Below are 20,171 nucleotides of genomic sequence, written 5' to 3'. Positions count from 1 at the left end.
GGTTCCTCGCTGTCAGGCTTGGCGGGCGTAGGACGTGAGGCGATCGGCGAGCGCGATGACGAGGTCGCGTAGTTCATCGGGGCGCTCGATGACGAACGGCCGGTCGAGTGCGGCGAGTATCCGAGGCAACCAGTCGAGCTGCTGCGCCCGTAGCTCGACGCGCAGCCAGTGCTCGGCCGCCGGGTCCTGGCCGGCCGCGGGCTCATGCTCCTCCAGGCTCGCGACGCCGGCGGGGAGGTGCGCGCGGATCTGCTCGACTGTCCCGTGGATCCGCAAGGTCACCTCATGCCGGTACTCGGCCGTGGCGAATCCTGACAACACGCGCTCTGCCGGACCGGGACCCACGGGCGCTTCGAATGAGCCGGGCAGGGTCCGCGCGGCTGCGATGCGATCGAGCCGGAAGGTTCGGTCCTCGCCGACCTCGGCGTCCTTGCCCGTGACGTACCACCGGCCCGCATGGGCGACGATCCCGTAGGCGTGCACTGTGCGTTCGCTGCGCCGTCCGTCGCGGTCGGTGTAGCGGATCGAGACCGGTCGGCGGTGGCGGACCGCATCGGCGATGGTGAGCAGGGTCCCGGCGTCCGGGTGGTCCAACTCGCCGGGCTGATCAGTGAAGGCGAGAGCTTCCAGGAGTGTGTCGAGCCGGCGGGCGATGTGCTTGGGCAGCACCCGCCGGATCTTCGCTGACGCCGTCTCGTTCGCCGTGCGCTCCGTCGTCGTCAGCTCTGCCCGGCGGCCGGCGACCAGGCCGAGCAGCACGGCCAGGGCCTCGTCGTCGCTGAGCATGAGCGGAGGCAAGCGGTACCCGGGGGCCAGCCGGTACCCGCCGTAGCGGCCGCGCACCGACTCCACGGGCACGTCCAGGTCGATCAGCTGGTTCACATACCGCCGCACAGTGCGCCCTTCGACGCCGAGACGGTCGGCGAGCTCGGCCACAGTCCGGGTGCCGCCCGACTGCAGCAGCTCCAGGAGTGTCAGCACGCGGCCGGTGGGTCGTGGCATGTTCGCAGCCTAACGCGAATACAGGACCGATTCTGTCCACTATTTCTCCTAGCCTGCGACGTGCACGCCTCCAGCACAGCCAAGGAGATTCCCATGGACTTCGTCTCGATCCGCATCATCACCAGCGACGTCGCACGCCTCGTCGAGTTCTACGAGCGAGCCACAGGGACGCAGGCGACGTGGGCCACCGAGGACTTCGCCGAACTCAGGACCGCGGGCGCAACCCTCGCGATCGCCGGCACCCGCACCGTCCCGCTGTTCGCCCCGGGCTCTGCCCACCCGGCGGACAACCACAGCGTGATCACCGAGTTCCTCGTCGACGACGTGGACCGCGTTCACCAGAACCTGACCGGCTTCGTCACCGACTTCGTCAACGAGCCCACCACGATGCCCTGGGGCAACCGGTCGCTGTTGTTCCGCGACCCCGACGGCAACCTCGTCAACTTCTTCACCCCCGTCACCCCGGAGGCCATCGAAAAGTTCGCACGCTGACGCCACGCACAGCCGCTCACGCGGGAGACCCGAGATCGCAGGGCTCCCGGTGAACGCGGCCGCCGAGTCCAGGAGCGCCACCCGCAGGGGGACCTCGGAACGCACCGCCGCTGACGCCCTCCGGCCACTGCCTGGCCAAGTGGTACGCCCGCTGGCTCGCCCACGGCGGGGGTTATCCCCCGTTCCGATCTTGGGGTGCGCCGGATCGTGCCCCCAGCGGGGCGAAACTAGCGTTCGGCCATGGCCTCGACTCTGTGCGAACACCTCGCCACGGCAATCGGTGTCGCCACGCTGCTCGCTGCGGGGGTGGCCCCCGCCATCGCCCAGCCTGTCGGCCCCTCCCCCGTGGGGCGGTTACGCCAGGACACCGAGGCGATCCACGCCCTCGGTGTCAGCGGTGTTCAGGCCCGCGCGATCGCGTCCGACGGCCGGCAGGCGGTCGCCACCAGCGGCACCGCCGACCTGAACACCGGCCGCCCGGTCTCTTCCGACGGTTACTTCCGCATGGCCAGCACCTCCAAGACGCTGGTCGCCGCTGTGGTCCTCCAACTGGACGCCGAGGGCAGACTGTCCCTGGACGACACGGTCGAGCACTGGCTGCCGGGAGTGGTGCACACCTGTGGCCCGGCGGCCGATACGGGCTCGGCCTGGTCGAGCGCCCCTTGAGCTGTGGAGGAACCTACTGGAGCCACGAGGGCGGGGACGGCGGCTTCATCACCCTCAACGGCGTCACCGACGACGGCAGTCGAAGCGCCGTCGTCTCCATGTCCGAGGCACGGGGCGACACCCCGGAGCACATCCTGGAGCAGGAGGACGCGGCCGGCGCCCTGATCGACCACGCACTGTGCGCCGGTGGCTCCAGCGCCCGGTGAGCGGAGACGTCGTCGCCCGCACCGCGTCGGCACGGATGTCGACGCGGCGCAGGTGCCGCTGATCGCCGAGTCGGAGAACGGGCCACTGCCCGGCCGGCAGGCGCCGGGCCAGGTCCCCGCGCAGGCTGGTGCCGCCGCTCAGCGCCCCCGGCGGGCCAGCGTCGAGCCCAGCGCCGTCGCCGCCGCGCGTACCGCGTTGGCGTGGGACTCCGGGCGGAACCGGCCCACCGGGCCCGTGACGCTGATGGCGGCCACCGCCGTCTGTCCGTCGGACGCGAGGACCGGCGCAGCCACGCACAGCAGGCCCGGCGTCGACTCCTCCATCTCGTACGCCACTCCCGTCTCCACCACCCGGGTGAGCTGCCCGCGCAGCAGGCCCGGTGCGACGACGGTCCGCGGTGTCCTGCGCTCCAGCGGTCCGGTCAGCACGGCGGTCCACTCCTCCTCGCCCGCGTGGGCCAGCAGCGCCTTGCCGATCGCCGTGCAGTGGATCGGCATCCGCCCTCCGGTGCGCGAGGGCGCCTTGGCCTGGCGGTGTCCGCCGATCTTCGCGATGTAGACGACCTCGTGTCCCTCCCGCACACCGAGATGCACCGTCTCATGGGTGCGCTCGTAGAGGTCCTGCAGGAAGGGCATCGCCAGCTCGAGCAGCGTCCGCTCCGCCGCGGCCCGCAGACCCAGCTCGAAGAGCCCTCCGGAGAGCCGGTACCCGTGCGCCGTCTTGTCCAGCAGCCGGTGCCGTACCAGGTCTCCCGCCACCCGGTGCACGGTCCCCTTCGGCAGGTCCGTCCGCCGGACCAGTTCGGCGAGCGGCAGCACGGAGTCCGCCGGGCCGAACGCCCTGAGGATCGCCAGTGCCTTGCCCAGCACCGTGTCGCGGTCCCGGTCGGGGACCTCCGACCGCTCGAGGCCCTCCATACGATCCTCCGGCCGGTCTTCCATGAAAAAAGCGTACCGGTGAGTGGAACGCCATCGTGGAGCTCGCTCTTCCCTTGCCGGAGATTGGATGCCATGGCACCCACCCACTCGGCTGTCCCCACCGACATGATCGCCGCTGCCGCGGCCCGGCTCCGCCAGGCGGCCGCCACCGGCGTCCCCACCGTTCCCGTACGCGACCTGATCGGCCGTGACGACGTCGAAGCGGCGTACGCCGTGCAGACGCAGCTCGCCGCCGAGCGGGTCGAGGCCGGCGCCACGGTCGTCGGCCGCAAGATCGGGCTGACCTCCACCGCCGTCCAACAGCAACTGGGCGTCGACCAGCCCGACTTCGGCGTCCTCTTCGACGACATGGAGTACGCCGACGGATCGGCCGTGCCGGCCGACGCGATCCTCCAGCCGCGCATCGAGGCCGAGATCGCCTTCGTGCTCAAGGCCGACCTGGCCGAAGGCCCGCTCGACCACGCCCAGGTCCGCGAGGCCGTCGACCACGCTGTCGCCGCGCTGGAGATCTGCGGCAGCCGGGTGGCCGACTGGGACATCAGCTTCGGCGACACCGTCGCCGACAACGCCTCCGCCGGCGGCTACGTGCTCGGCTCGCAGCAGGTTCCGCTCTCCGAGTTCGACCCGGTCGCGGCCGAGATGACCATGTCGATCGACGGCGAGACCGTCTCCACCGGCAACGGCGCCGCCTGTCTCGGCGACCCGGTCAACGCCCTCGTCTGGCTCGCCCGCCAGGCCCGCGACCTGGGCTCGCCCCTCCGCGCCGGTCAGGTGATCCTCTCCGGCGCGCTCGGCCCGATGCGCCCGGTGAAGCCGGGCGACGCCGTCCGGGCCACGGTCACCGGCCTCGGCACGGTGTCGGTCACCTTCTCCTGACACTTCCCACCTCTCGCAAGGATCACGATGAGCAAGACGAAGGTCGCCGTCATCGGGTCGGGCAACATCGGCACCGACCTGATGATCAAGATCATGCGCAACGCGCAGCACCTCGAGATGGGGGTCATGGTCGGCATCGACCCGGCCTCCGACGGCCTCGCCCGCGCCGGCCGCTTCGGGTTCGAGACCACCGCCGAAGGCGTGGACGGGCTGCTGAAGTCGCCGCAGATCGACGAGATCGGCATCGTCTTCGACGCCACCTCGGCCGGCGCGCACCGCTACAACGACGAGAAGCTGCGGCCCCTCGGCATCCGGATGATCGACCTGACCCCGGCCGCCATCGGCCCGTACGTCATCCCGGCCGTCAACCTCGACGAGCACCTGGACGCGCCCAACGTCAACATGGTCACCTGCGGCGGCCAGGCCACCATCCCGATGGTCGCCGCGATCAGCCGGGTAGTCCCGGTGGCCTACGCGGAGATCGTCGCCTCGATCGCCTCCAAGTCGGCCGGCCCGGGCACCCGGGCCAACATCGACGAGTTCACCGAGACCACCTCCTCGGCGATCGTGCAGGTCGGCGGCGCCCGCCGCGGCAAGGCGATCATCATCCTCAACCCCGCCGAGCCGCCGCTGATGATGCGCGACACCGTGTTCGCCCTGGTCGCCCTGCCCGAGGGCGAGGACGGCGAGGCCGTCAAGCGGGAGATCACCGCCTCGGTCGAGAAGATGGCCGCCGAGGTCGCCGCCTACGTCCCCGGTTACCAGCTCGTCCAGGACGTCCAGATCAGCGAGGTCCCCGCCGACCAGCCGGTCGAGACGCTCCTCGCCGACGGCGACGACACCCGGCCGACCCACCAGGTGTCCGTCTTCCTGAAGGTGGAGGGCGCGGGCATGTACCTGCCCGAGTACGCCGGAAACCTCGACATCATGACCTCGGCCGCAGTGCAGATGGCCGAGCGCATCGCCGCCGCGAAGGAGACCGCGAAGTGAGCACCGAGATCTTCGTGCAGGACGTCACCCTCCGGGACGGTATGCACGCCGTCCGGCACCGGATCACGCCCGGCGACGTGAAGCGCATCGTCACCGCCCTCGACGAGGCCGGCGTGGACGCCATCGAGGTCGCCCACGGCGACGGCCTCGCCGGAGGCTCCCTCAACTACGGCCCCGGCTCCAACACCGACTGGGAGTGGATCGAAGCCGCCGCCTCGGTCCTGAAGACCGCCCGCCTGACCACCCTGCTGCTCCCCGGCGTGGGCACCATCGACGAGCTGAAGCACGCCTACGACCTCGGTGTCCGCTCGGTGCGTGTGGCCACCCACTGCACCGAGGCCGACATCTCCGCGCAGCACATCGCCGCCGCCCGCGAACTGGGCATGGACGTCTCCGGCTTCCTGATGCTCTCCCACATGGCGGAGCCCGAGAAGCTCGCCGAGCAGGCCAAGCTGATGGAGTCCTACGGCGCCCACTGCGTCTACGTCACCGACTCCGGCGGCCGCCTGACCATGAACGACGTCGCCGCCCGCGTCCGCGCCTACCGGGACGTGCTCGACCCGGTCACCGAGATCGGCATCCACGCCCACGAGAACCTCTCGCTCTCCGTGGCCAACTCGGTCGTCGCCGTCGAGAACGGCGTCCGCCGCGTCGACGCCTCCCTGGCCGGCCACGGCGCCGGCGCCGGCAACTGCCCCATCGAGGCGTTCATCGCGGTCGCCAACCTCTCGGACTACAAGCACGGTTGCGACCTGTTCGCCCTCCAGGACGCCGCGGACGACATCGTCCGCCCCCTCCAGGACCGCCCGGTCCGCGTCGACCGCGAAACCCTCACCCTGGGCTACGCCGGCGTCTACTCCAGCTTCCTCCGCCACGCCGAGGTCGCCTCGAAGCGGTACGGCGTCGACGTCCGCGACATCCTCATGGAGTGCGGTCGCCGCCGCCTGGTGGGCGGCCAGGAGGACATGATCATCGACATCGCCCTGAACCTCGCCGCCGCCTGACGAGGCCGACGGGGAGGACACACGCCGAAGGGCGCCGCAGGAACCCGCTTGGCGGTTTCTAGCGGTCGTTGCAACACGTGGTTGGTTGTCCAGGCCGCGAGCAGTTCAGACAGGCGCTCGGCTGGGGTTTCCCAGCCGAGCGTTTTGCGTGGGCGGCGGTTGAGCTGGTCGGCGACGGCGACAGGGTGTTCGGGGCTGTGGAGGGACAGGTCGCTGCCCCCGATACAAGTCGGGAAATACTGCCGGAGCAGGCCGTTGGTGTTCTCGTTCGAGCCGCGCTGCCAGGGACTGGCGGGGTCGCAGAAGTAGACGGGGATGTCGGTGGCGATGGTGAACTCGCGGTGGCGTCCCATTTCGCTGCCCTGGTCCCAGGTCAGGGACCGCTTCAGGTGCGCGGGCAGAGTCTGGACGGTAGCTGTCAGGGCATCGCGTACGGCCGCGGCTCCGGCCCGGGACAGCCCGGTCCTCCGCCTCGGCGGGGCGTTCGCTGATCATGACCATCGGGGTGGTGAAGCGGGGCTGGCGGCAATTGGCCTGCCGGCGGCGGGGCTTGCGGCGGGCGCGGCCACTGCGCAGGGCGCCGGCAAGTTCCCGTCGTAGCTGGCCCCGGCCCTGGACGTAGAGCGCCTGGTAGACGGTCTCATGGACCACATGTATCTCCGGCCGCTCGGGGAACCTTGCCCGCAGAGCCTGGCATATCTGTTCCGGGCTCCACTTCTCGTCCAGCATCTCCTGGACGGCGTTCCGCAGCTCCGGAGCGTCGTTGATCTTGCGGGGCTTTTGTTTCATCACCTTACGGGCGATCCGAGCAGGGGTCGCCCGAGCGGCTGAGAGTGGCCGTCGGCTGCGGAGTCGGCGCCACCATCGAGACCTACGACTTCATCGGCTTCGGGACGGCCGCCGCGCTCTACCTCGGGCACGGCAGCCCGGAGGGCCTCGGCGGCCCGGGGCCCGCGGGACGACTCGATGATCTGCCTGATCGCCAGACCTTCCAGGGCCTCACGGACCTGGTAGAGCTCACGGACCTCGTCCGACGACAGCTGCGACACCCGGAGCATGCCCCGAGCGCCGGCCGTGACCAGCCCCTCCTGCTGGAGATGGCGCAGCGCCTCCCGCACGGTCCCGCGGCTCACGGACAACCGCTCCGCGATCTCCACCTCACCCGGGTGGTCTCCAGGACGGTAGGCCACTGGTGATCGCCGCTCACAATGCCATCAGCGCCTGCTCCCGCAGGGTCGTGGCACGGGAGAGACCGGAAAACGTCGGACCAGTCACGGACCAGACCTCCTTCGGTATTCAGGAAGGCTCATCGCAACGAACCGGGTGTCCTCTGTTGACAGTCAGCATCGAGTCTGGTGGGGGCGGTGGCCGACAAGGGCGGCGTCGAGAGTCGTGAGATCGAAGCCAGCCTCGGTCAGGACGCCGGCGGCCACTCCGCAGCCGACCTGGGCAAGTCCGGTCAGCAGGTCGTCGCAGTCGATGCGCTCGGAGGCGTTCTGCTCGGAGCCGTTCTGCTCGGACCGCGCCTCCGCGATCGCCAGGAGTGCTAATTGGGCACGAGGCGCCACCGGTTGTCTGCCGTGCCGTTGTCCGAGTCCTGGACCGCGAACGCGCCGACGGCGGTGGAGTCTCCGGCGATGGCCAGGAGCTTGCCGCTGTGCTCGTTGCGGATCTTGTAGGTGCCGTCGTTCTGGTCGAGGAGGGTCCAGCGGTGGTCGGCGGTGCCGTTGTCCGTCCACTGCAGGACGGTCGCGTTGTCGGCCGTGGACATGTCCTGGACGCCGAGGACCTTGCCACTGTGGGCGTTGCGGAAGCGGTAGGCACTGCCGTCATTGATCATTTGCCAGTTGTGGTCGGCGGTGCCCGAGTCGTTCCACTGGAGGGCCCGGCCGCCGTCGGCCGTCGACATGTCCTGGACACCCAGGACGAGGCCGCTGCCCGCGTTGACGAGGCGGACGGTGGGAACGGTGCCGGTGTTCCAGTAGACGGTGTAGTTGTGGCCGTGTGCGTCGTAGAACGGGCCGAGGTCGACGGTGGCACCGTCCGCGGTGGCGGTGAAGGTGAGTGCGCTGGTGCTGGTCCGCTTGATCGTGGAGGTGTCCAGGGACGGCAGGGAGCTGAGCGCGGTGTCGCCGTAGTCACCGGAGAGGACGACCGGGCCGTATGCGATCGCGGCGACCTCGGGGTTGTCGTTGGCCGGCCGCATGGTGATCCGCATGGGCAGGCGGACGACGACCGTGTCGCCGGCGCTCCAGGAGCGGGTGAGCGTGGCGTAACTGCCGGGGGTGGCAGTGATGTTCTGGGCGACGCCGTTGACGCTGACGGTGGCCCCGGTGGTCCAGCCGGGGATGCGGATGCGCATCGCCCAGGTCCCGCCGGCGTTGCCGGTGACGCGCAGGGTGGTGGTGTCGCTCGCCGGGTAGGTCGTGGTCTGGGTGACGGTGATGCCGCGCTCGGCCCAGTCGAGGACGGAGGGGACGAACAGGTTCACCGTCAGCGTGGTGCCGGCGTGGAAGTAGACGGAGTCCATCAGCCGGGTGTGCATCTCCAGGCCGGTGCCCTGGCAGCACCAGAAGGTGGTGTAGTCGGTGCTCCAGGTGCCGCCGCCCCACGCCGGGCCCACCCCGCGCCGACCGCCCGGGTTGAGCGGGGTGAAGTAGGTGACGTGGCCGTGCGGGTCGGCCGGGTTCTGCTGGCCGATCATCTGGTTGAGCCACGCCTGCTCGTAGAAGTCGAAGAGGGCCGCCCGGTCCGGGTCGAGGGCGAACAACTCCCGGGTCAGACTGAGCATGTTGACGGTGTTGCAGCTCTCGCAGGTGTCCTGCTTCAGGTACGCGGCGATGGCGTTGGGGGCACGGAAGTGTTCGGCTTGGCTGTTGCCGCCGATGGCGTAGGTGTGGGCGCCTACGCACATGTCCCAGGCGTTGGCGGCGATGTCCCGGTAGCGGGTGGTGCCGGTGGCCTTGTACTCGCGGGCGGCGCCGATCCACTTCGGTACCTGGGTGTTGGCGTGCAGCCCGCTCAACTGGTCCTGTCCGGCTGCCAAGGGGTCGAAGACCGCGGCGTGGTCGAAGCGGCGGGCGACGGTCAGCCAGCGCGCGTCCCCGGTCTGCTGGTGGAGGTCGGTCAGCACGGCGTTCATGCCGCCGAACTCGGTCTGCAGCATGGCCTGCATCTGCGCCTGGGTCAGGCGGCCGGTGCGGGTGTCGCCCCACGCCGCCAGCGCCAGTAGCACATCTCGGGCCTGGGTGGAGCCGATGTGCCGCCACACGTCCAGCAGGCCGGCGAGGGTCTTGTGGATCGTGTAGTAGGGGACGTTGCCGTTGTTCAGGGTCCGCTGTTCCAGGGCGGTGATATCGGACTCGGGGTAGCCGGAGAGGTATCCCGCGGTGAATCCGGCAGCGCTGTTGTTCGCCTGGCACTTGGCCAGTTCGGCGACCATGTACGTCGCCTTGTCCCGGAAGGCGGTGTCTCCGGTCACGGCGTACGACTGAGCCCAGGCGGTGAGGAAGTGGCCCTGCACATGGCTGCGGAAGGGGAACGTCGGCGCGTCCCAGCCGCCGTTGGTGGCGGCGCCGCCCGTGGACAGACGGTGGTTGGCACGGAAGACGTACAGCAGTCGGTCGACGTCGACGAACCGCAGGTAGGCGGCGGTGCGGTTCTGGTTGTCCAGCCAGCGGCTCGCTGTCAGCCGGACCTGGCCGAGGTCGAAGGGCTGGGCCAGGGCCCCGGTGTCGGCGCGGACCGGCGGGACGACCGCCGCCCGGGCCTGGGGGGCGGCGAGGAGTGAGCCGGGGGCGGAGGCCGCGGCCGTGGCTCCGGCGTACTGCAGGAGGCGGCGTCGGTTGAGGGAGGAGGACATCGGGCACCTTTCCCGTGCGGACCGAGACGAGTGGCGGGTGTTTGCGGGCGGGTGAACCGGCCGATGGCTCAGGCGAGTTGGAAGGGCCGGTCGGAGGCGTGCGGCTCGCCGGTCCGGCAGGGGTCGAGCCGGAGCCGGAGGTCGCGGTGGCGGACGTAGCGGCCGTCTGCGCTACGCAGTGAATACGCCCACCGGTCGGCCAGGCCGGGGACCGCGGTGAGAAGGACGCCGCCGGTGGTGGCCAGGTCACGTGTTTCTTCGTCGGCAGCGGCCCAGAGGCGGTCCAGGTCCTTCAGGACCGGGAGGTGCTTCACGGTGCCGCTGACGCCGGACAGTTCCGAGGTGTCGATTCAACTCGTCGGAATGCCCGCCGGCGGGACCGGCGCACTCCAGGATGTGAGGGATGCGTTCGTGGCGGTGATCGTCGTGCCGCTGGAACGTCGCCGCCTCCGCGTCGGCGTACCGCGAGGTCAGCCCGGCGGCGGCCGGGAGGGCGGCACGGGCGGGCGCGGCGGACAGCGGACAAGTGAGGTGCCCTGCGGCCGCCGCGGCAGTACGGGTGAGGGCGGTACGCAGCAGGGTCCTGCGGCTGAGATGTGCGGACCGGTTCCATACGGTGGCGCATGAACGTCTCCTCGCAGTCGGAAAGAACCGGCGGAAGCGGGAAGGGGAGCCTATGAGTGACCCGTACCGTACGTTCGATATATCGAAATGCGTTCGAGGGAACGCAGGAACGATAGAGGGCGCGCTATATGGCGTCAACGCCGTTGACGCCTTCAAGCGACGAGGCGACACACTCACAAACGTCGAATATGTACCGCCAGGCGCGGCACCGTGGCGACACTTGGGCTGTCGCCCGATACAGACATTGGCATTTCAACCCCCTGCGGAGCGAAATATTTCGACGCTGCAGGCAAATGACGCAGCAGGGGTTGACGTCTTTTGCGTTCGGCCTACCATCACTTTACGTCCGACGCATCGAATTGCGTTCGACATTTCGGATAACAATGTGACGCGACCGCCTACCGCACTCGCACGACTCACGCCCGGACACCCGCACACCACCAGCACAGGGAGCCGCTCGGATGTCATGGACTCGTCATTCGTTAAGCCGTCGGAGCATGCTCGCCACGAGCACGGGGCTCGTGGCGGGGAGCATCCTGCCCGTGGCCGCCGGACAGGCGTCCGCCACGTCGTCCGTGCCCCTCCCGTCGGCCGCCGCCGCGACCTACGCGAACCCGGTCCTGTGGCAGGACTTCGCGGACATCGACATCATCCGCGTCGGCGACACCTACTACTACTCGGCGTCGAACATGCACTACTCCCCCGGTACGCCGATCCTGCGCTCCTACGACCTGGTCAACTGGGAGTTCACCGGCCACTCGGTTCCCGTCCTGGACTTCGGAGCCAAGTACGACCTCAACGGGGCCCGCGGCTACGTCCGGGGCACCTGGGCGTCCTCGCTCGCCTACCGGCCGAGCAATCAGACGTTCTACTGGCTGGGCCAGATCGACTTCGCGAAGACCTACCTCTACACCGCCAAGTCCGTCGACGGCACCTGGAGCCGCCTCGCCGCACTGAACACCGTGTACTACGACGCCGGGCTGCTCGTCGACACCGACGACACCCTGTACGTGGCGTACGGCAACAGCACCATCAACGTGGCCCAGCTCTCCGCGGACGGCCGGTCCCAGGTCCGTACCCAGCAGGTGTTCAGCACCCCGTCCAGCATCGGAACGCTCGAAGGGTCACGCTTCTACAAGATCAACGGCAACTACTACATCTTCGCGACCCGTCCCGCCAATGGCCAGTACATCCTCAAGTCGACCAGCGGCCCCTTCGGTCCCTACACGCTGCGGGAGGTCCTGCTCAACCTGCCGGGCCCGGTGTCCGGGGGCGGCGTCCCGCACCAGGGCGGTCTGGTACAGACGCAGACCGGGGCCTGGTACTACATGGCGTTCGTCGACGCCTTCCCCGGCGGACGGATACCCGTCCTGGCGCCGGTCACCTGGACCTCCGACGGCTGGCCCGTCATACAGCTGGTGAACGGTGCCTGGGGCGCCTCCTACACCAGTCCCGTCGTCCCCGCCCCGCCCCGCCAGATCACACCGATGACCGGCGTCGACACCTTCTCCACGACGGCTCTCGCACCCAAGTGGGAGTGGAATCACAACCCGGACAACAGCAAGTGGTCCGCCGGTAACGGACTCACTCTGAGCACCGCCACCGTCACCTCCGACCTCTACTGGGCCCGCAACACGCTCACTCACCGCATCCAGGGCCCCACCTCGACCGCGACGGTCCAACTGGAGTATTCGGCGATGCGCGACGGAGACCGCGCGGGGCTGGCGCTGCTGCGCGACTCCTCTGCCTGCATCAGCCTCAAGCGGGAAGCCGGCACGACGCGGCTGGTCATGCGCCAGGGAATCACCATGGACTCCAACTGGAACACCACCTCCGGCGGCGCCGGTCGGTGTACCAGCTGTGGTCTTCCGGGGTGGCGGCGTCGGCGAGGAGCTCGACCGTGCGGTAGGCCATCCCGAGCTGCGTTGGATCGCTTGTCCGCTGTGCCCGGCCGCGAACAGGCTCGCCGGCCGGTGACACACCGTTCGGCGGCTTCGCTGAGGTTGTGCCACAGGTACCGGCGGTACGCGACCTGCGCTGCCTGCGGTGCCCCGACGGCGGCGCCTGCGGCCAAGAAGGGAGCCCGGTCCCGGCAGACGACCTCGATCCCTGGCCCCTTAGGCACTCCAGTGGCATCTCGTGTCCTGAGCTGGTGGTTGTCGTTGTCCGGGTATGGAGGCGACAGCTGAAGCCGACCAGGTACGCCACCACCTCCGGCCGGGCTGGTGGACCGGGAGCTGTACCCGCCGAACGCCTGGATCTCCGACCGCGAGCGATGCCGGGCGGCGAAGATCCCCGATGGGCGGTGTTTTGCCACTGCCCCGATGAGTTCGGCGTGGTGCACCGGTCTACCTGCTGACACCACTGGAAGCGAAGGAGTCATTCAATGGCGAAGGTCATCTCCACCCTGTTCATCTCGGCCGACGGCGTGGCCGAGATCGACCCGGACTGGCACTTCCCGTACTTCGACGAGAACATGGGCCGCGCCGTCACCGAGGACTACGAGACCGCTGACGTGCTGCTCATCGGCCGCGAGACCTACGACAGCTTCGCCGGAGCCTGGCCCGGCCGCGAGGCCGCGGGCGGGGAGGACGCGTCGTTCGCGAAGCAGCTCGGGGACATGCGCAAGGTGGTCGTCTCGCGCCGGCCGCAGGAGTTCGCCTGGCGCAACTCAGAGCTGATCAAGGGCGACCTAGTCGACGCCGTCGCCGCGCTCAAGACCGACACCGGCATCCGGGGCATCCTCATCCCCGGGTCGCTCTCGGTCGTGCAGCAGCTCCTCGCCGCGGGGCTGATCGACGAACTGCGCCTGCTGGTGCACCCGGTGGCGGCGCGCAAGGGCCGCAAGCTGTTCGACGAGGGTGACGTGCCGTACCACCTGCGCGTGACGGCGACCGAGACGTTCCCGACCGGCGTGATCCGAGTGATCTACGCACCGACCGAGGCGCCCGCCAAGGCGGGTTACGACGAGGCCAAGGGCAAGGTCGGCGGTGACGAATCCCTTTGATGCCGGACGCGTGATGCGGCGGCCTCCAGCCGGACCGCAGCCGGCCCCGGATTACGCGACAGCACGCCTGGTCGAAAGCGGTGGGACCCCGTGATCGGCCAGGTGCGGGTTTGCACGGTCAGGAAGCGGTGCGCGGCAGTTCGCCGGTGCCGCCGAGTCGGCCGAGGCTGCCGAACCGGACGGCGGAGGGCTATGGACGGTCGTCGGCGTCGGCGCCGTCCCGATGACCGGCGGCACGGTGAGCACTGTGGACTGTGCGATGGTGGCTGGGTGTCGTTCCGTAGTGGTCCAGGAACACCTGCCTCAGCGTCTCGGCGGAGCTGAACCCGCAGCGCCTCGCGACCGAAGCCAGCGGCAGTGTCGTGGAGACAAGGAGTTGTGAGGCCGCCTCGGCCCGGGCGGTCCGTACGAACTGGGCCGGTGTCTGTCCGAGCTGTTGAAGGAACAGCCGGGACAGATGACGTCCGCTGACTCCCGCGTACTCGGCGAGCGCGGTGGTGGCTAGGTCACTGTCGAGGTGTGCGGTGATGTATTCGACGGTCTGCCGCACGGTCCGGTGCTCGGGCGCCGGCGCGTCGACGAACATGCTGATCTGGGCCTGGTTGCCCGGCCGCTGCAGGTAGGTCACCATCATCCGGGCCAGCTTCCGGGCGAGGGCCGGGCCGTGGTCCTCCTCGACGAAAGCGAGAGCCAGGTCAAGTGCGCCGGTAACCCCCGCTGACGTGCAGACGTGCCCGTCGCGGACGTACAGCGGCGCGGCATCGACGTGGACGGCCGGATGGCGCTGCGCAAGGTCGCGCGCGAATGCCCAGTGGGTCGTGGCACGCCGTCCGTCGAGCAATCCGGTCGCCGCCAGCACGCTCGCCCCCGTGCACGCCGATGCCACCCGCCGGCCGATTCCGGCCAGGCGGCGCACGTGCTCGACCAGCCGGGTGTCCTGCGCCGCCGCGGCGTGGCCCCGTCCACCGACGACCAGCAGCGTGCCGACCGGGCCGCCCGTCCGCTCCAGCGCCGCCTGCGCCGCCAGGACCAGGCCCGAGGAACAGCGCACCGGGCGGCCGTGCGGGGTGACCAGCAGCACGTCGTAGGGCGGACTCGCGCCGAGGCGGTTCGCCCCGTCGAAGGCGGTCGTCAGGCAGGCGACCTCGACGAGTTCCGCATCGTCATAGGCCACGACCACTACGCGGTGGCGGACGTCGGTCGTCATGCCTGCGACAGTACCGAATCGACCCGGAAGACAGGCATCCAAGAATTCCGGACATGGAGTCCGGACGATCCGTCCGCGGTGGCGGCGGTGGGCGAGGGTTGCCAGGACAGCATCCCGCTGCCAGGCCTTCGGCCACCCACCGACTTCAGGAGTCCCGTCATGACCGACCCCTCGCCCGAGCCGTCCGCGGACTCGGTCAAGACCATCGCCTTCGTGCTGTACCCGGGGCTCACCCCGCTGGACATCGTCGGCCCGATGCAGGTCTTCGCGGCGTTGGGTGATCTTGTTCCCGGTTACCGCACGATCGTGGTCGGCGAGCGGATCGTGCCGATGCCGAGCGACACCCCGCTGTCCCTGGTACCCAGTCACACCTTCGAGGAGGTCTCGGATGCCTGTGCGGTGATCGTGCCCGGCGGCCTCGTCCCCACCCTGGCCGCCATGGCCGACGAAAGCCTGCTGCGCAACCTTCGCGAGACCGCGGCACGCTCCCAGGTCGTCGGCTCGGTGTGCACCGGATCCCTGCTGCTCGCGGCGGCGGGGCTTCTGGAGGGCCGCCGGGCCACCACGCACTGGATGTACCGGGACCTGCTCCCCCGTTTCGGGGCAACACCGGTCAACCAGCGCTGGGTCGAGGACGGACACTTCATCACCGCCGCCGGGGTGTCGGCCGGCATCGACATGGCACTGCACCTGGCCGGCCGCCTCGCCGGCCGTGACATCGCGCGCATGGTGCAGCTGTTCATCGAGTACGACCCCGAGCCGCCCTTCGGCCCGATCGACTGGACAGCTGCCGACAGCGGCCAGTACACGCCGTTCGCCCGGCAAGTGCTCCACAAAGCCCTCGCCGACCACCCCGCACTCCTGGACCACCTGACCACCTGAGCACCTGAGCGCCGTGGGCCCGGCGATCCGGTGCTCGCCGAGCCGGGCCCACCCCCGCGTCCATCGGCATACGTGTCGAACCGAGCTGGGCGGCCATGACGTCCTTGTTGCGGCAGGAGGACAGCACCGGAAGCGCTCGGCGTAAGCCAGCGAGATGCTGCCGGCGCTAAAGCCGGGCTGCTCGCCCCGGCGCGGCACGGTCATCCCTGCACGGGCTGACCCCGACCACTCCGCAACGCCCGTCGTGACCTGGGCGAGTCCCCAGGAGGCTGCGGTCGCGCAAGGTCTGTCGCAACACCAGCGCACCGGACAGGCGCACCGCTTGGCGCAACAGCTGTCGCAGGCGCCCCGGTCAGCAGTCCAGTGCGGGCAGGTGGGCCAGGCCGGTGTCGAGCATGATGCGGTCGACGGTCTCGTGCAGGGCGCTGTCGGCGCCGATGACGGTCTCGACGCCGCCGGGCAGCAGATCCAACGGCCGGTACCAGTCACGCAGTTGCGTCTCGTCGACGTCATCGGCGGTCGGCTTGGTGGCATGCCGGGCGAGCGTTTCACCGAACGGCACGTGCAGGTAGTAGCTGTGGGTCGGGCCACGGTGGTCGGCGCGCAGCCGCGCGAGCATGTCGCCGTAGCGGTCGGCGTAGAGGATGCCTTCGACCACGACGTGATAGCCGGCGTCCAGGGCGTAGCGGGCCGTCAGGTCGATCAGACCGATGTTCGCCGCTCCCGGCCGGTCCCGCTCGCGCAGCACGATGCGGCGGAGGTTGTCCTGGCCGACCAGGGCCAGGCCGCGGCCGAACCTCTCACGCAGACCCGCCGCGACGGACGACTTCCCCGAGGCGCTGTTACCGCGCAGCACGACCAGCCGGGTATCTCCGGTGCCCACCATCACGGCCGTCAGGGTATCGACCACGGGTGACAGCGCCTCGGATTCGCGGCGGTCGCGCCCGACCAGGTGACTGTGCCCCTCAGGCCTCCAGCTTCGGCAGCCACAGCTTCCCCGCCGCATCCAGGAACGAGCCGCGGAGCAACAAGCTCCCACCGCGACCCTTGCCGTCAATGCCGGCGCAGTTCCTCGCACCGGTCCCGGAGTTGGCCACGGTCAGCCGACTCACCAGTGTCTGTTCCCGGCGTGCACGGCTCGTCGTCCCGCCGCGAGGTCATCCACTGGGCGTTGAGGACGCAGCGGAGCGCCAGCCCGTGCCTGTCATGTGACGGCTGGTGCGTGTTCGCGGTTCTCGGTGTATGTGCTGTGCCGGTGAAAGGAGTAGGCCTTGCCGACTGCCTGGAGGAAATTGGCACAGGCGAGTGCCGTCCACAGGGCGGCGAGGCCCCCGTCTGTGGCCACCGGGGCGGCGACAGCGGCCAGGAGTCCGTAGCAGATGAAGGTCGACACGAAACTCGGCACCGTTCGCTTGAGGCCGATGAGGCCGAACCCGACGACCGCCTGCAGCGCGTCGGTGACGACCACGGCCAGCACCAGCGGCAGCAGGTCCACGATCTGCGGCCGCACCTCGGCGTCCGTTGTGAACAACGGCACGATCCATGGTCCGAGGACGATCACCGCTGCCGCGATGAATCCCACGACGGCCAGCGCCAGCCAGGTGCCCGCCCGGACGCTGCGACGGATGCTCGCGCCGTCGCATTTCCCGGCGTAGGCGGAAACCAGGGGAATGGTGGCCTGGCCGACCGCCACCGCAGCCGTGAAGATGAGGTTGACCAGCGAGATTCCGACGCTGTGCACCGCGGCGCTGTCCGTCCCGACTCGGGCCGCGGCGAAGGTCAGTACGCCCAGGACGGCGAACTTGACGAGCACCGTGCCGGCGAGCGGGATCCCCACGGCGCCCAGCTTCCAGACCTGTCTCGCATCCGGCCTGCCCGGGAACAGGGAGTGGCCGGTCAGCACGGTAGAGCGGCGGAGGGTCACCTGGTTGACGGACGCGGTGATGGCGCTGGAGACGAGCATGGCGATCCCGGCCCCGGTCAGTCCGTAACCCGGCAGCGGGCCGGGACCGCCAACGAGGATGACGGACAGCGTGGCCGATGCGGCAGTGCCGAGCAGTCCGGCCCGCATCACCAGCTTCGCTCGGCCCAGTGCGATCAGGACGGATGTGGATGACGAGCTGACCGCGATGGCGAGCACGCTGCCGGCCAGCAGGAAGGGGAAGATTCCCAACTGGTCCAGAGTGGTGCGGGGAACTCCGGATGCCCGGCCGATCAGCGGAACTGACGCGACGGCCGCTGCGGCGACCGCGCCGACGGCGACCGCGAGCCACATGGCACTGTGCACCACGGGCAGGAGACGGTCAGGATCGTCCTTGCGCGGCGTGACGAACGGCATCACGCCGCGCAGTGCGCCCGCCACCGTGGCGGTAGCCGGGCTGAACACGGCCATGGTGACGGCGAAGGCCGCGAGCGTGGCGGTGGCGTGGTGGCCGAGCAGTGCTGTGTCGACCAGGGCGCCGGCCGAGGCCGCGATCATCGTCAGGTACAGCGGGAGCGCTGCCGCCGCTATCTCCAACCATGCAGCGCGTCCGGGCGGTCCGCTCACCTTGTCGACCATGGGCTCGATCATCACACTGCGGGAGCCGGCAGGTCAGCGGAAGCGGCCAACCACCCGGAATCAGTCCTCGTCCTCAGGCAGGTGGAAGTAGACGGTCCCCGACCACCAGGGGCCGTACTCGGTCGTCTCCGACTCGATCACCACGTCCTGGACCTCGGCGGGGCCCAACGCCTCGATGGAATCCGCCAGTCGCCGCAAGAGGGCCGGAACGCTGTCGCAGCCGGGGCCGGCGGGGTTGGCCTGCGAAAAGTGGCGCACGGTCCAGTGCACAGGGGCATCCGTCACGGACCGATCGTACAGCCTGCCATCGCCCGGCCTGCACGCGCCTGCACGCGCCGACAGTGCCGGGCGACCACCCGGGACGGACGCCGTCCACTGTCGTGGAGCCGACGCCATTGTGCCGGCGACTACTCCTGGCCTCGGCACACGGACCGGATTTCTCTCAGGAGCGCCTGGTACTCCTCCCCGTAAGCGGCCACGGCCGCGTACACCGCGTCCAGGGCCGCCCGGAGGGGGTCGGCTTCGGCGGCGCCCAGCAGCGCGGGCAGAGCCATGTGGGGCTGGGAGACAGGCAGGTTCGGATCCGGCTCGCCGAATGTGACCTTCACCGTGTACGACGTCCCTCCCTCCGGTTGCGGCGCCGGCGGCGCGGGAGGGCTCGGCGACATCGCCGTGGCGGCTGCGGGACCCACGATCCGCAAGGCGGGCGCGGGTTCCGGCATCGGCGTGTACGCGTCGTCACCGGCGGGCGGTTGGAAGGGGAGCCGCTCGGGCGGGACGGCCCGGCGGACGGTTCTGTCGGGGACCCGTGGGTCGGAGGCCAGGGCCCGCCATATGTGGGCCGGGTCGTCGAGAGGCGGCGGCAGCGGGCGGCCCTCTGCCAGGGCGGCGAGTCCCGCGCCGATCCAGTCGACCTCGGTGAGACCGGCCGCCCCGCAGGCACGGCGCGCGGCCAGCAGGGCTACGGCCCGCTGGGTCTCGGGGGCGGCGGCGTCGATGGCGTGGACGAGGGCGGGGTCGAAGGCGAGCAGGCCGCGCACGTTGCCGCCGACGTCGCGCAGGGCCTGGCTGGGCAGTTGACCGCCCCACTGCCATCGTTCGTAGGCGAGCCGGCGGTCTCGTTCGGCTTGTTCCCGCGCGAGGCGGGCCTGGCGTTCGACTTCGGCGCGTTCGGCCGGTGTGGGCGGGGGCGGCTGCCGACGGGCGTAATCGTGCCAGTACGCAGCGATCGCCGAGGTCTGTTTCAGGATGCGGTCCGGTGCGGGTGGGGTGGGCCAGAACTGCAGCAGGTAGCAGTCCAGTTCGGGTTCATCGCTCGACCGGGTGTCCTGTCGGCGACCCTCGTCCATGCCCTTGGCGCAGTAGCGCACCCGGTAGTCGGTCTCCTCCAGGCCGAGCTCCCAGGAGTCCTGCCCTGCCCACTCCACGAGAGAGCTGTCGGCCGATGCGGGGTGGAAGGACACCTCCACGGCGTCCTCCCACACCGGATCCAGCGGCGGAGCCTGGTCGTGCACCTCGACGGTGAAGCCGACGCTGCCCGTGTGCAGTCCGGTGTGCAGCCACAGCGCGCCGGGTACCGCCGCACCGCACAGCCCGGAGTTCTGCCCCGCGAACGCCTCCGCGAGGTCCGAGCCCAAGCTGTCCGGATCGCTCTCGACGTAGATCTGGCTGTAGTGGACGTGGACTTCACCCTCGACCGGCCTGCGCACCCTTACCCCCATCGTCGCCAGGAACGAGTCATGCGCGGCAGCCTACGGCGCGGCACTGACATTGATAGTGGTACGCAGGTTCCGGTGGTCGTGGCTCGGGCACTGACTGACGCCCTGCTGGGTTGTCCTCCCGTTGTTCTGTCCG

General features: G+C 70.0%; 20 protein-coding genes and 2 pseudogenes. 11 read left to right on the top strand and 11 right to left on the bottom strand.

Annotation, left to right across the window (positions count from 1 at the left end; genetic code table 11):
* Nucleotides 1–12 precede the first annotated feature (12 nt).
* Nucleotides 13–1,002 (bottom strand): helix-turn-helix transcriptional regulator, encoded by a 990-nt coding sequence (locus ACZ5GT_RS33750; RefSeq protein ID WP_469034027.1) that lies wholly within the window; start codon nt 1,000–1,002, stop codon nt 13–15.
* 93 nt (nt 1,003–1,095) lie between these two features.
* Between ACZ5GT_RS33750 and ACZ5GT_RS33745 the strand changes: the two genes are divergently transcribed.
* The 3 genes from ACZ5GT_RS33745 to ACZ5GT_RS33735 all read left to right on the top strand — a co-directional run bounded on the left by ACZ5GT_RS33745 (nt 1,096) and on the right by ACZ5GT_RS33735 (nt 2,366).
* Nucleotides 1,096–1,494 (top strand): VOC family protein, encoded by a 399-nt coding sequence (locus tag ACZ5GT_RS33745; protein WP_469034024.1) that lies wholly within the window; start codon nt 1,096–1,098, stop codon nt 1,492–1,494.
* Between the two features lie 240 nt (nt 1,495–1,734).
* Nucleotides 1,735–2,160, top strand: coding sequence for a serine hydrolase (locus ACZ5GT_RS33740; RefSeq protein ID WP_469034022.1), 426 nt, complete (start codon nt 1,735–1,737; stop codon nt 2,158–2,160).
* Nucleotides 2,157–2,366, top strand: coding sequence for a hypothetical protein (locus ACZ5GT_RS33735; RefSeq protein ID WP_469034021.1), 210 nt, complete (start codon nt 2,157–2,159; stop codon nt 2,364–2,366). The genes ACZ5GT_RS33740 and ACZ5GT_RS33735 overlap by 4 nt, the downstream gene beginning before the upstream one ends.
* 138 nt (nt 2,367–2,504) lie before the next feature.
* Here ACZ5GT_RS33735 and ACZ5GT_RS33730 read toward each other — a convergent pair whose 3' ends face one another.
* Nucleotides 2,505–3,308, bottom strand: coding sequence for an IclR family transcriptional regulator (locus ACZ5GT_RS33730; RefSeq protein WP_469034019.1), 804 nt, complete (start codon nt 3,306–3,308; stop codon nt 2,505–2,507).
* Nucleotides 3,309–3,377: 69 nt separating this feature from the next.
* Here ACZ5GT_RS33730 and ACZ5GT_RS33725 point away from each other — a divergent pair, with 69 nt between their 5' ends.
* From ACZ5GT_RS33725 to dmpG, 3 genes are read left to right on the top strand one after another with little or no spacing between them, the layout of a single operon-like run.
* Complete coding sequence (locus tag ACZ5GT_RS33725; protein WP_469034016.1) at nt 3,378–4,181, top strand: 2-keto-4-pentenoate hydratase; 804 nt, start codon at nt 3,378–3,380, stop codon at nt 4,179–4,181.
* Between the two features lie 27 nt (nt 4,182–4,208).
* Entirely contained in the window at nt 4,209–5,171 is a 963-nt protein-coding gene (locus ACZ5GT_RS33720; protein WP_469034014.1) for an acetaldehyde dehydrogenase (acetylating), read from the top strand.
* Nucleotides 5,168–6,175, top strand: coding sequence for a 4-hydroxy-2-oxovalerate aldolase (gene dmpG, locus ACZ5GT_RS33715; protein ID WP_469034012.1), 1,008 nt, complete (start codon nt 5,168–5,170; stop codon nt 6,173–6,175). Before ACZ5GT_RS33720 ends, dmpG begins: the two co-directional genes overlap by 4 nt.
* A gap of 92 nt (nt 6,176–6,267) precedes the next feature.
* Here dmpG and ACZ5GT_RS33710 read toward each other — a convergent pair.
* Nucleotides 6,268–6,973 (bottom strand): annotated as a pseudogene (locus ACZ5GT_RS33710) (IS30 family transposase); the annotation flags it as partial.
* Nucleotides 6,964–7,308, bottom strand: coding sequence for a hypothetical protein (locus ACZ5GT_RS33705; protein WP_469034010.1), 345 nt, complete (start codon nt 7,306–7,308; stop codon nt 6,964–6,966). The pseudogene ACZ5GT_RS33710 and the gene ACZ5GT_RS33705, both read right to left, overlap by 10 nt.
* 231 nt (nt 7,309–7,539) lie before the next feature.
* Between ACZ5GT_RS33705 and ACZ5GT_RS33700 the strand changes: the two genes are divergently transcribed.
* Nucleotides 7,540–7,725 (top strand): hypothetical protein, encoded by a 186-nt coding sequence (locus ACZ5GT_RS33700; protein WP_469034009.1) that lies wholly within the window; start codon nt 7,540–7,542, stop codon nt 7,723–7,725.
* On the opposite strand, the gene ACZ5GT_RS33695 is transcribed toward ACZ5GT_RS33700, so the two are convergent.
* Entirely contained in the window at nt 7,722–10,037 is a 2,316-nt protein-coding gene (locus ACZ5GT_RS33695; protein WP_469034007.1) for a beta-L-arabinofuranosidase domain-containing protein, read from the bottom strand. The two genes, ACZ5GT_RS33700 and ACZ5GT_RS33695, sit on opposite strands and share 4 nt — an antisense overlap.
* A 68-nt stretch (nt 10,038–10,105) precedes the next feature.
* On the bottom strand, nt 10,106–10,351 hold the full coding sequence (locus ACZ5GT_RS33690; protein ID WP_469034005.1) for an AbfB domain-containing protein: 246 nt from the start codon (nt 10,349–10,351) through the stop codon (nt 10,106–10,108).
* A gap of 771 nt (nt 10,352–11,122) precedes the next feature.
* Here ACZ5GT_RS33690 and ACZ5GT_RS33685 point away from each other — a divergent pair.
* The 3 genes and pseudogenes from ACZ5GT_RS33685 to ACZ5GT_RS33675 all read left to right on the top strand — a co-directional run bounded on the left by ACZ5GT_RS33685 (nt 11,123) and on the right by ACZ5GT_RS33675 (nt 13,668).
* Nucleotides 11,123–12,850 carry a glycoside hydrolase family 43 protein gene (locus ACZ5GT_RS33685; protein WP_469034002.1) on the top strand — a complete coding sequence of 576 codons (1,728 nt, stop codon included), beginning with the start codon at nt 11,123–11,125 and terminating at the stop codon, nt 12,848–12,850.
* A gap of 11 nt (nt 12,851–12,861) precedes the next feature.
* Nucleotides 12,862–13,006: pseudogene (locus ACZ5GT_RS33680) on the top strand (IS701 family transposase); the annotation flags it as partial.
* 41 nt (nt 13,007–13,047) lie between these two features.
* Complete coding sequence (locus ACZ5GT_RS33675) at nt 13,048–13,668, top strand: dihydrofolate reductase family protein (protein ID WP_469034000.1); 621 nt, start codon at nt 13,048–13,050, stop codon at nt 13,666–13,668.
* 190 nt (nt 13,669–13,858) lie between these two features.
* Here ACZ5GT_RS33675 and ACZ5GT_RS33670 read toward each other — a convergent pair whose 3' ends face one another.
* Nucleotides 13,859–14,875, bottom strand: a complete 1,017-nt coding sequence (locus ACZ5GT_RS33670; RefSeq protein WP_469033998.1) for a GlxA family transcriptional regulator — start codon at nt 14,873–14,875, stop codon at nt 13,859–13,861.
* A 159-nt stretch (nt 14,876–15,034) separates the two neighbouring features.
* Between ACZ5GT_RS33670 and ACZ5GT_RS33665 the strand changes: the two genes are divergently transcribed.
* On the top strand, nt 15,035–15,757 hold the full coding sequence (locus tag ACZ5GT_RS33665; protein WP_469033996.1) for a DJ-1/PfpI family protein: 723 nt from the start codon (nt 15,035–15,037) through the stop codon (nt 15,755–15,757).
* A 352-nt stretch (nt 15,758–16,109) separates the two neighbouring features.
* Here the strand turns inward: ACZ5GT_RS33665 and ACZ5GT_RS33660 are convergent, their stop codons facing one another.
* From ACZ5GT_RS33660 to ACZ5GT_RS33645, 4 genes are all read right to left on the bottom strand, one after another.
* Nucleotides 16,110–16,643, bottom strand: coding sequence for an AAA family ATPase (locus ACZ5GT_RS33660; protein WP_469034062.1), 534 nt, complete (start codon nt 16,641–16,643; stop codon nt 16,110–16,112).
* A gap of 318 nt (nt 16,644–16,961) precedes the next feature.
* The gene (locus ACZ5GT_RS33655; RefSeq protein WP_469033994.1) at nt 16,962–18,317 is read right to left on the bottom strand and encodes an MATE family efflux transporter; all 1,356 of its coding nucleotides are present in this window, start codon (nt 18,315–18,317) and stop codon (nt 16,962–16,964) included.
* A gap of 60 nt (nt 18,318–18,377) precedes the next feature.
* Nucleotides 18,378–18,602, bottom strand: a complete 225-nt coding sequence (locus ACZ5GT_RS33650) for a hypothetical protein (RefSeq protein WP_469033992.1) — start codon at nt 18,600–18,602, stop codon at nt 18,378–18,380.
* A gap of 122 nt (nt 18,603–18,724) precedes the next feature.
* Entirely contained in the window at nt 18,725–20,038 is a 1,314-nt protein-coding gene (locus tag ACZ5GT_RS33645) for a hypothetical protein (protein ID WP_469033990.1), read from the bottom strand.
* Nucleotides 20,039–20,171 lie beyond the last annotated feature (133 nt).

The organism is Streptomyces sp. NPDC031340 (assembly GCF_055569945.1).
The sequence above is the reverse complement of the archived record's forward strand: the minus strand, read 5'-3'. Positions and strand labels throughout refer to the sequence as shown.

Bases quoted from the DNA above. Each gene is read 5' to 3' on its own strand.
- ACZ5GT_RS33750 (WP_469034027.1), bottom strand. From the start codon at position 1,002: ATGCCACGACCCACCGGCCGCGTGCTGACACTCCTGGAGCTGCTGCAG.
- ACZ5GT_RS33745 (WP_469034024.1), top strand. From the start codon at position 1,096: ATGGACTTCGTCTCGATCCGCATCATCACCAGCGACGTCGCACGCCTC.
- ACZ5GT_RS33740 (WP_469034022.1), top strand. From the start codon at position 1,735: ATGGCCTCGACTCTGTGCGAACACCTCGCCACGGCAATCGGTGTCGCC.
- ACZ5GT_RS33730 (WP_469034019.1), bottom strand. From the start codon at position 3,308: ATGGAAGACCGGCCGGAGGATCGTATGGAGGGCCTCGAGCGGTCGGAG.
- ACZ5GT_RS33725 (WP_469034016.1), top strand. From the start codon at position 3,378: ATGGCACCCACCCACTCGGCTGTCCCCACCGACATGATCGCCGCTGCC.
- ACZ5GT_RS33720 (WP_469034014.1), top strand. From the start codon at position 4,209: ATGAGCAAGACGAAGGTCGCCGTCATCGGGTCGGGCAACATCGGCACC.
- ACZ5GT_RS33695 (WP_469034007.1), bottom strand. From the start codon at position 10,037: ATGTCCTCCTCCCTCAACCGACGCCGCCTCCTGCAGTACGCCGGAGCC.
- ACZ5GT_RS33685 (WP_469034002.1), top strand. From the start codon at position 11,123: ATGTCATGGACTCGTCATTCGTTAAGCCGTCGGAGCATGCTCGCCACG.
- ACZ5GT_RS33675 (WP_469034000.1), top strand. From the start codon at position 13,048: ATGGCGAAGGTCATCTCCACCCTGTTCATCTCGGCCGACGGCGTGGCC.
- ACZ5GT_RS33670 (WP_469033998.1), bottom strand. From the start codon at position 14,875: ATGACGACCGACGTCCGCCACCGCGTAGTGGTCGTGGCCTATGACGAT.
- ACZ5GT_RS33665 (WP_469033996.1), top strand. From the start codon at position 15,035: ATGACCGACCCCTCGCCCGAGCCGTCCGCGGACTCGGTCAAGACCATC.
- ACZ5GT_RS33660 (WP_469034062.1), bottom strand. From the start codon at position 16,643: ATGGTGGGCACCGGAGATACCCGGCTGGTCGTGCTGCGCGGTAACAGC.
- ACZ5GT_RS33655 (WP_469033994.1), bottom strand. From the start codon at position 18,317: ATGGTCGACAAGGTGAGCGGACCGCCCGGACGCGCTGCATGGTTGGAG.
- ACZ5GT_RS33645 (WP_469033990.1), bottom strand. From the start codon at position 20,038: ATGGGGGTAAGGGTGCGCAGGCCGGTCGAGGGTGAAGTCCACGTCCAC.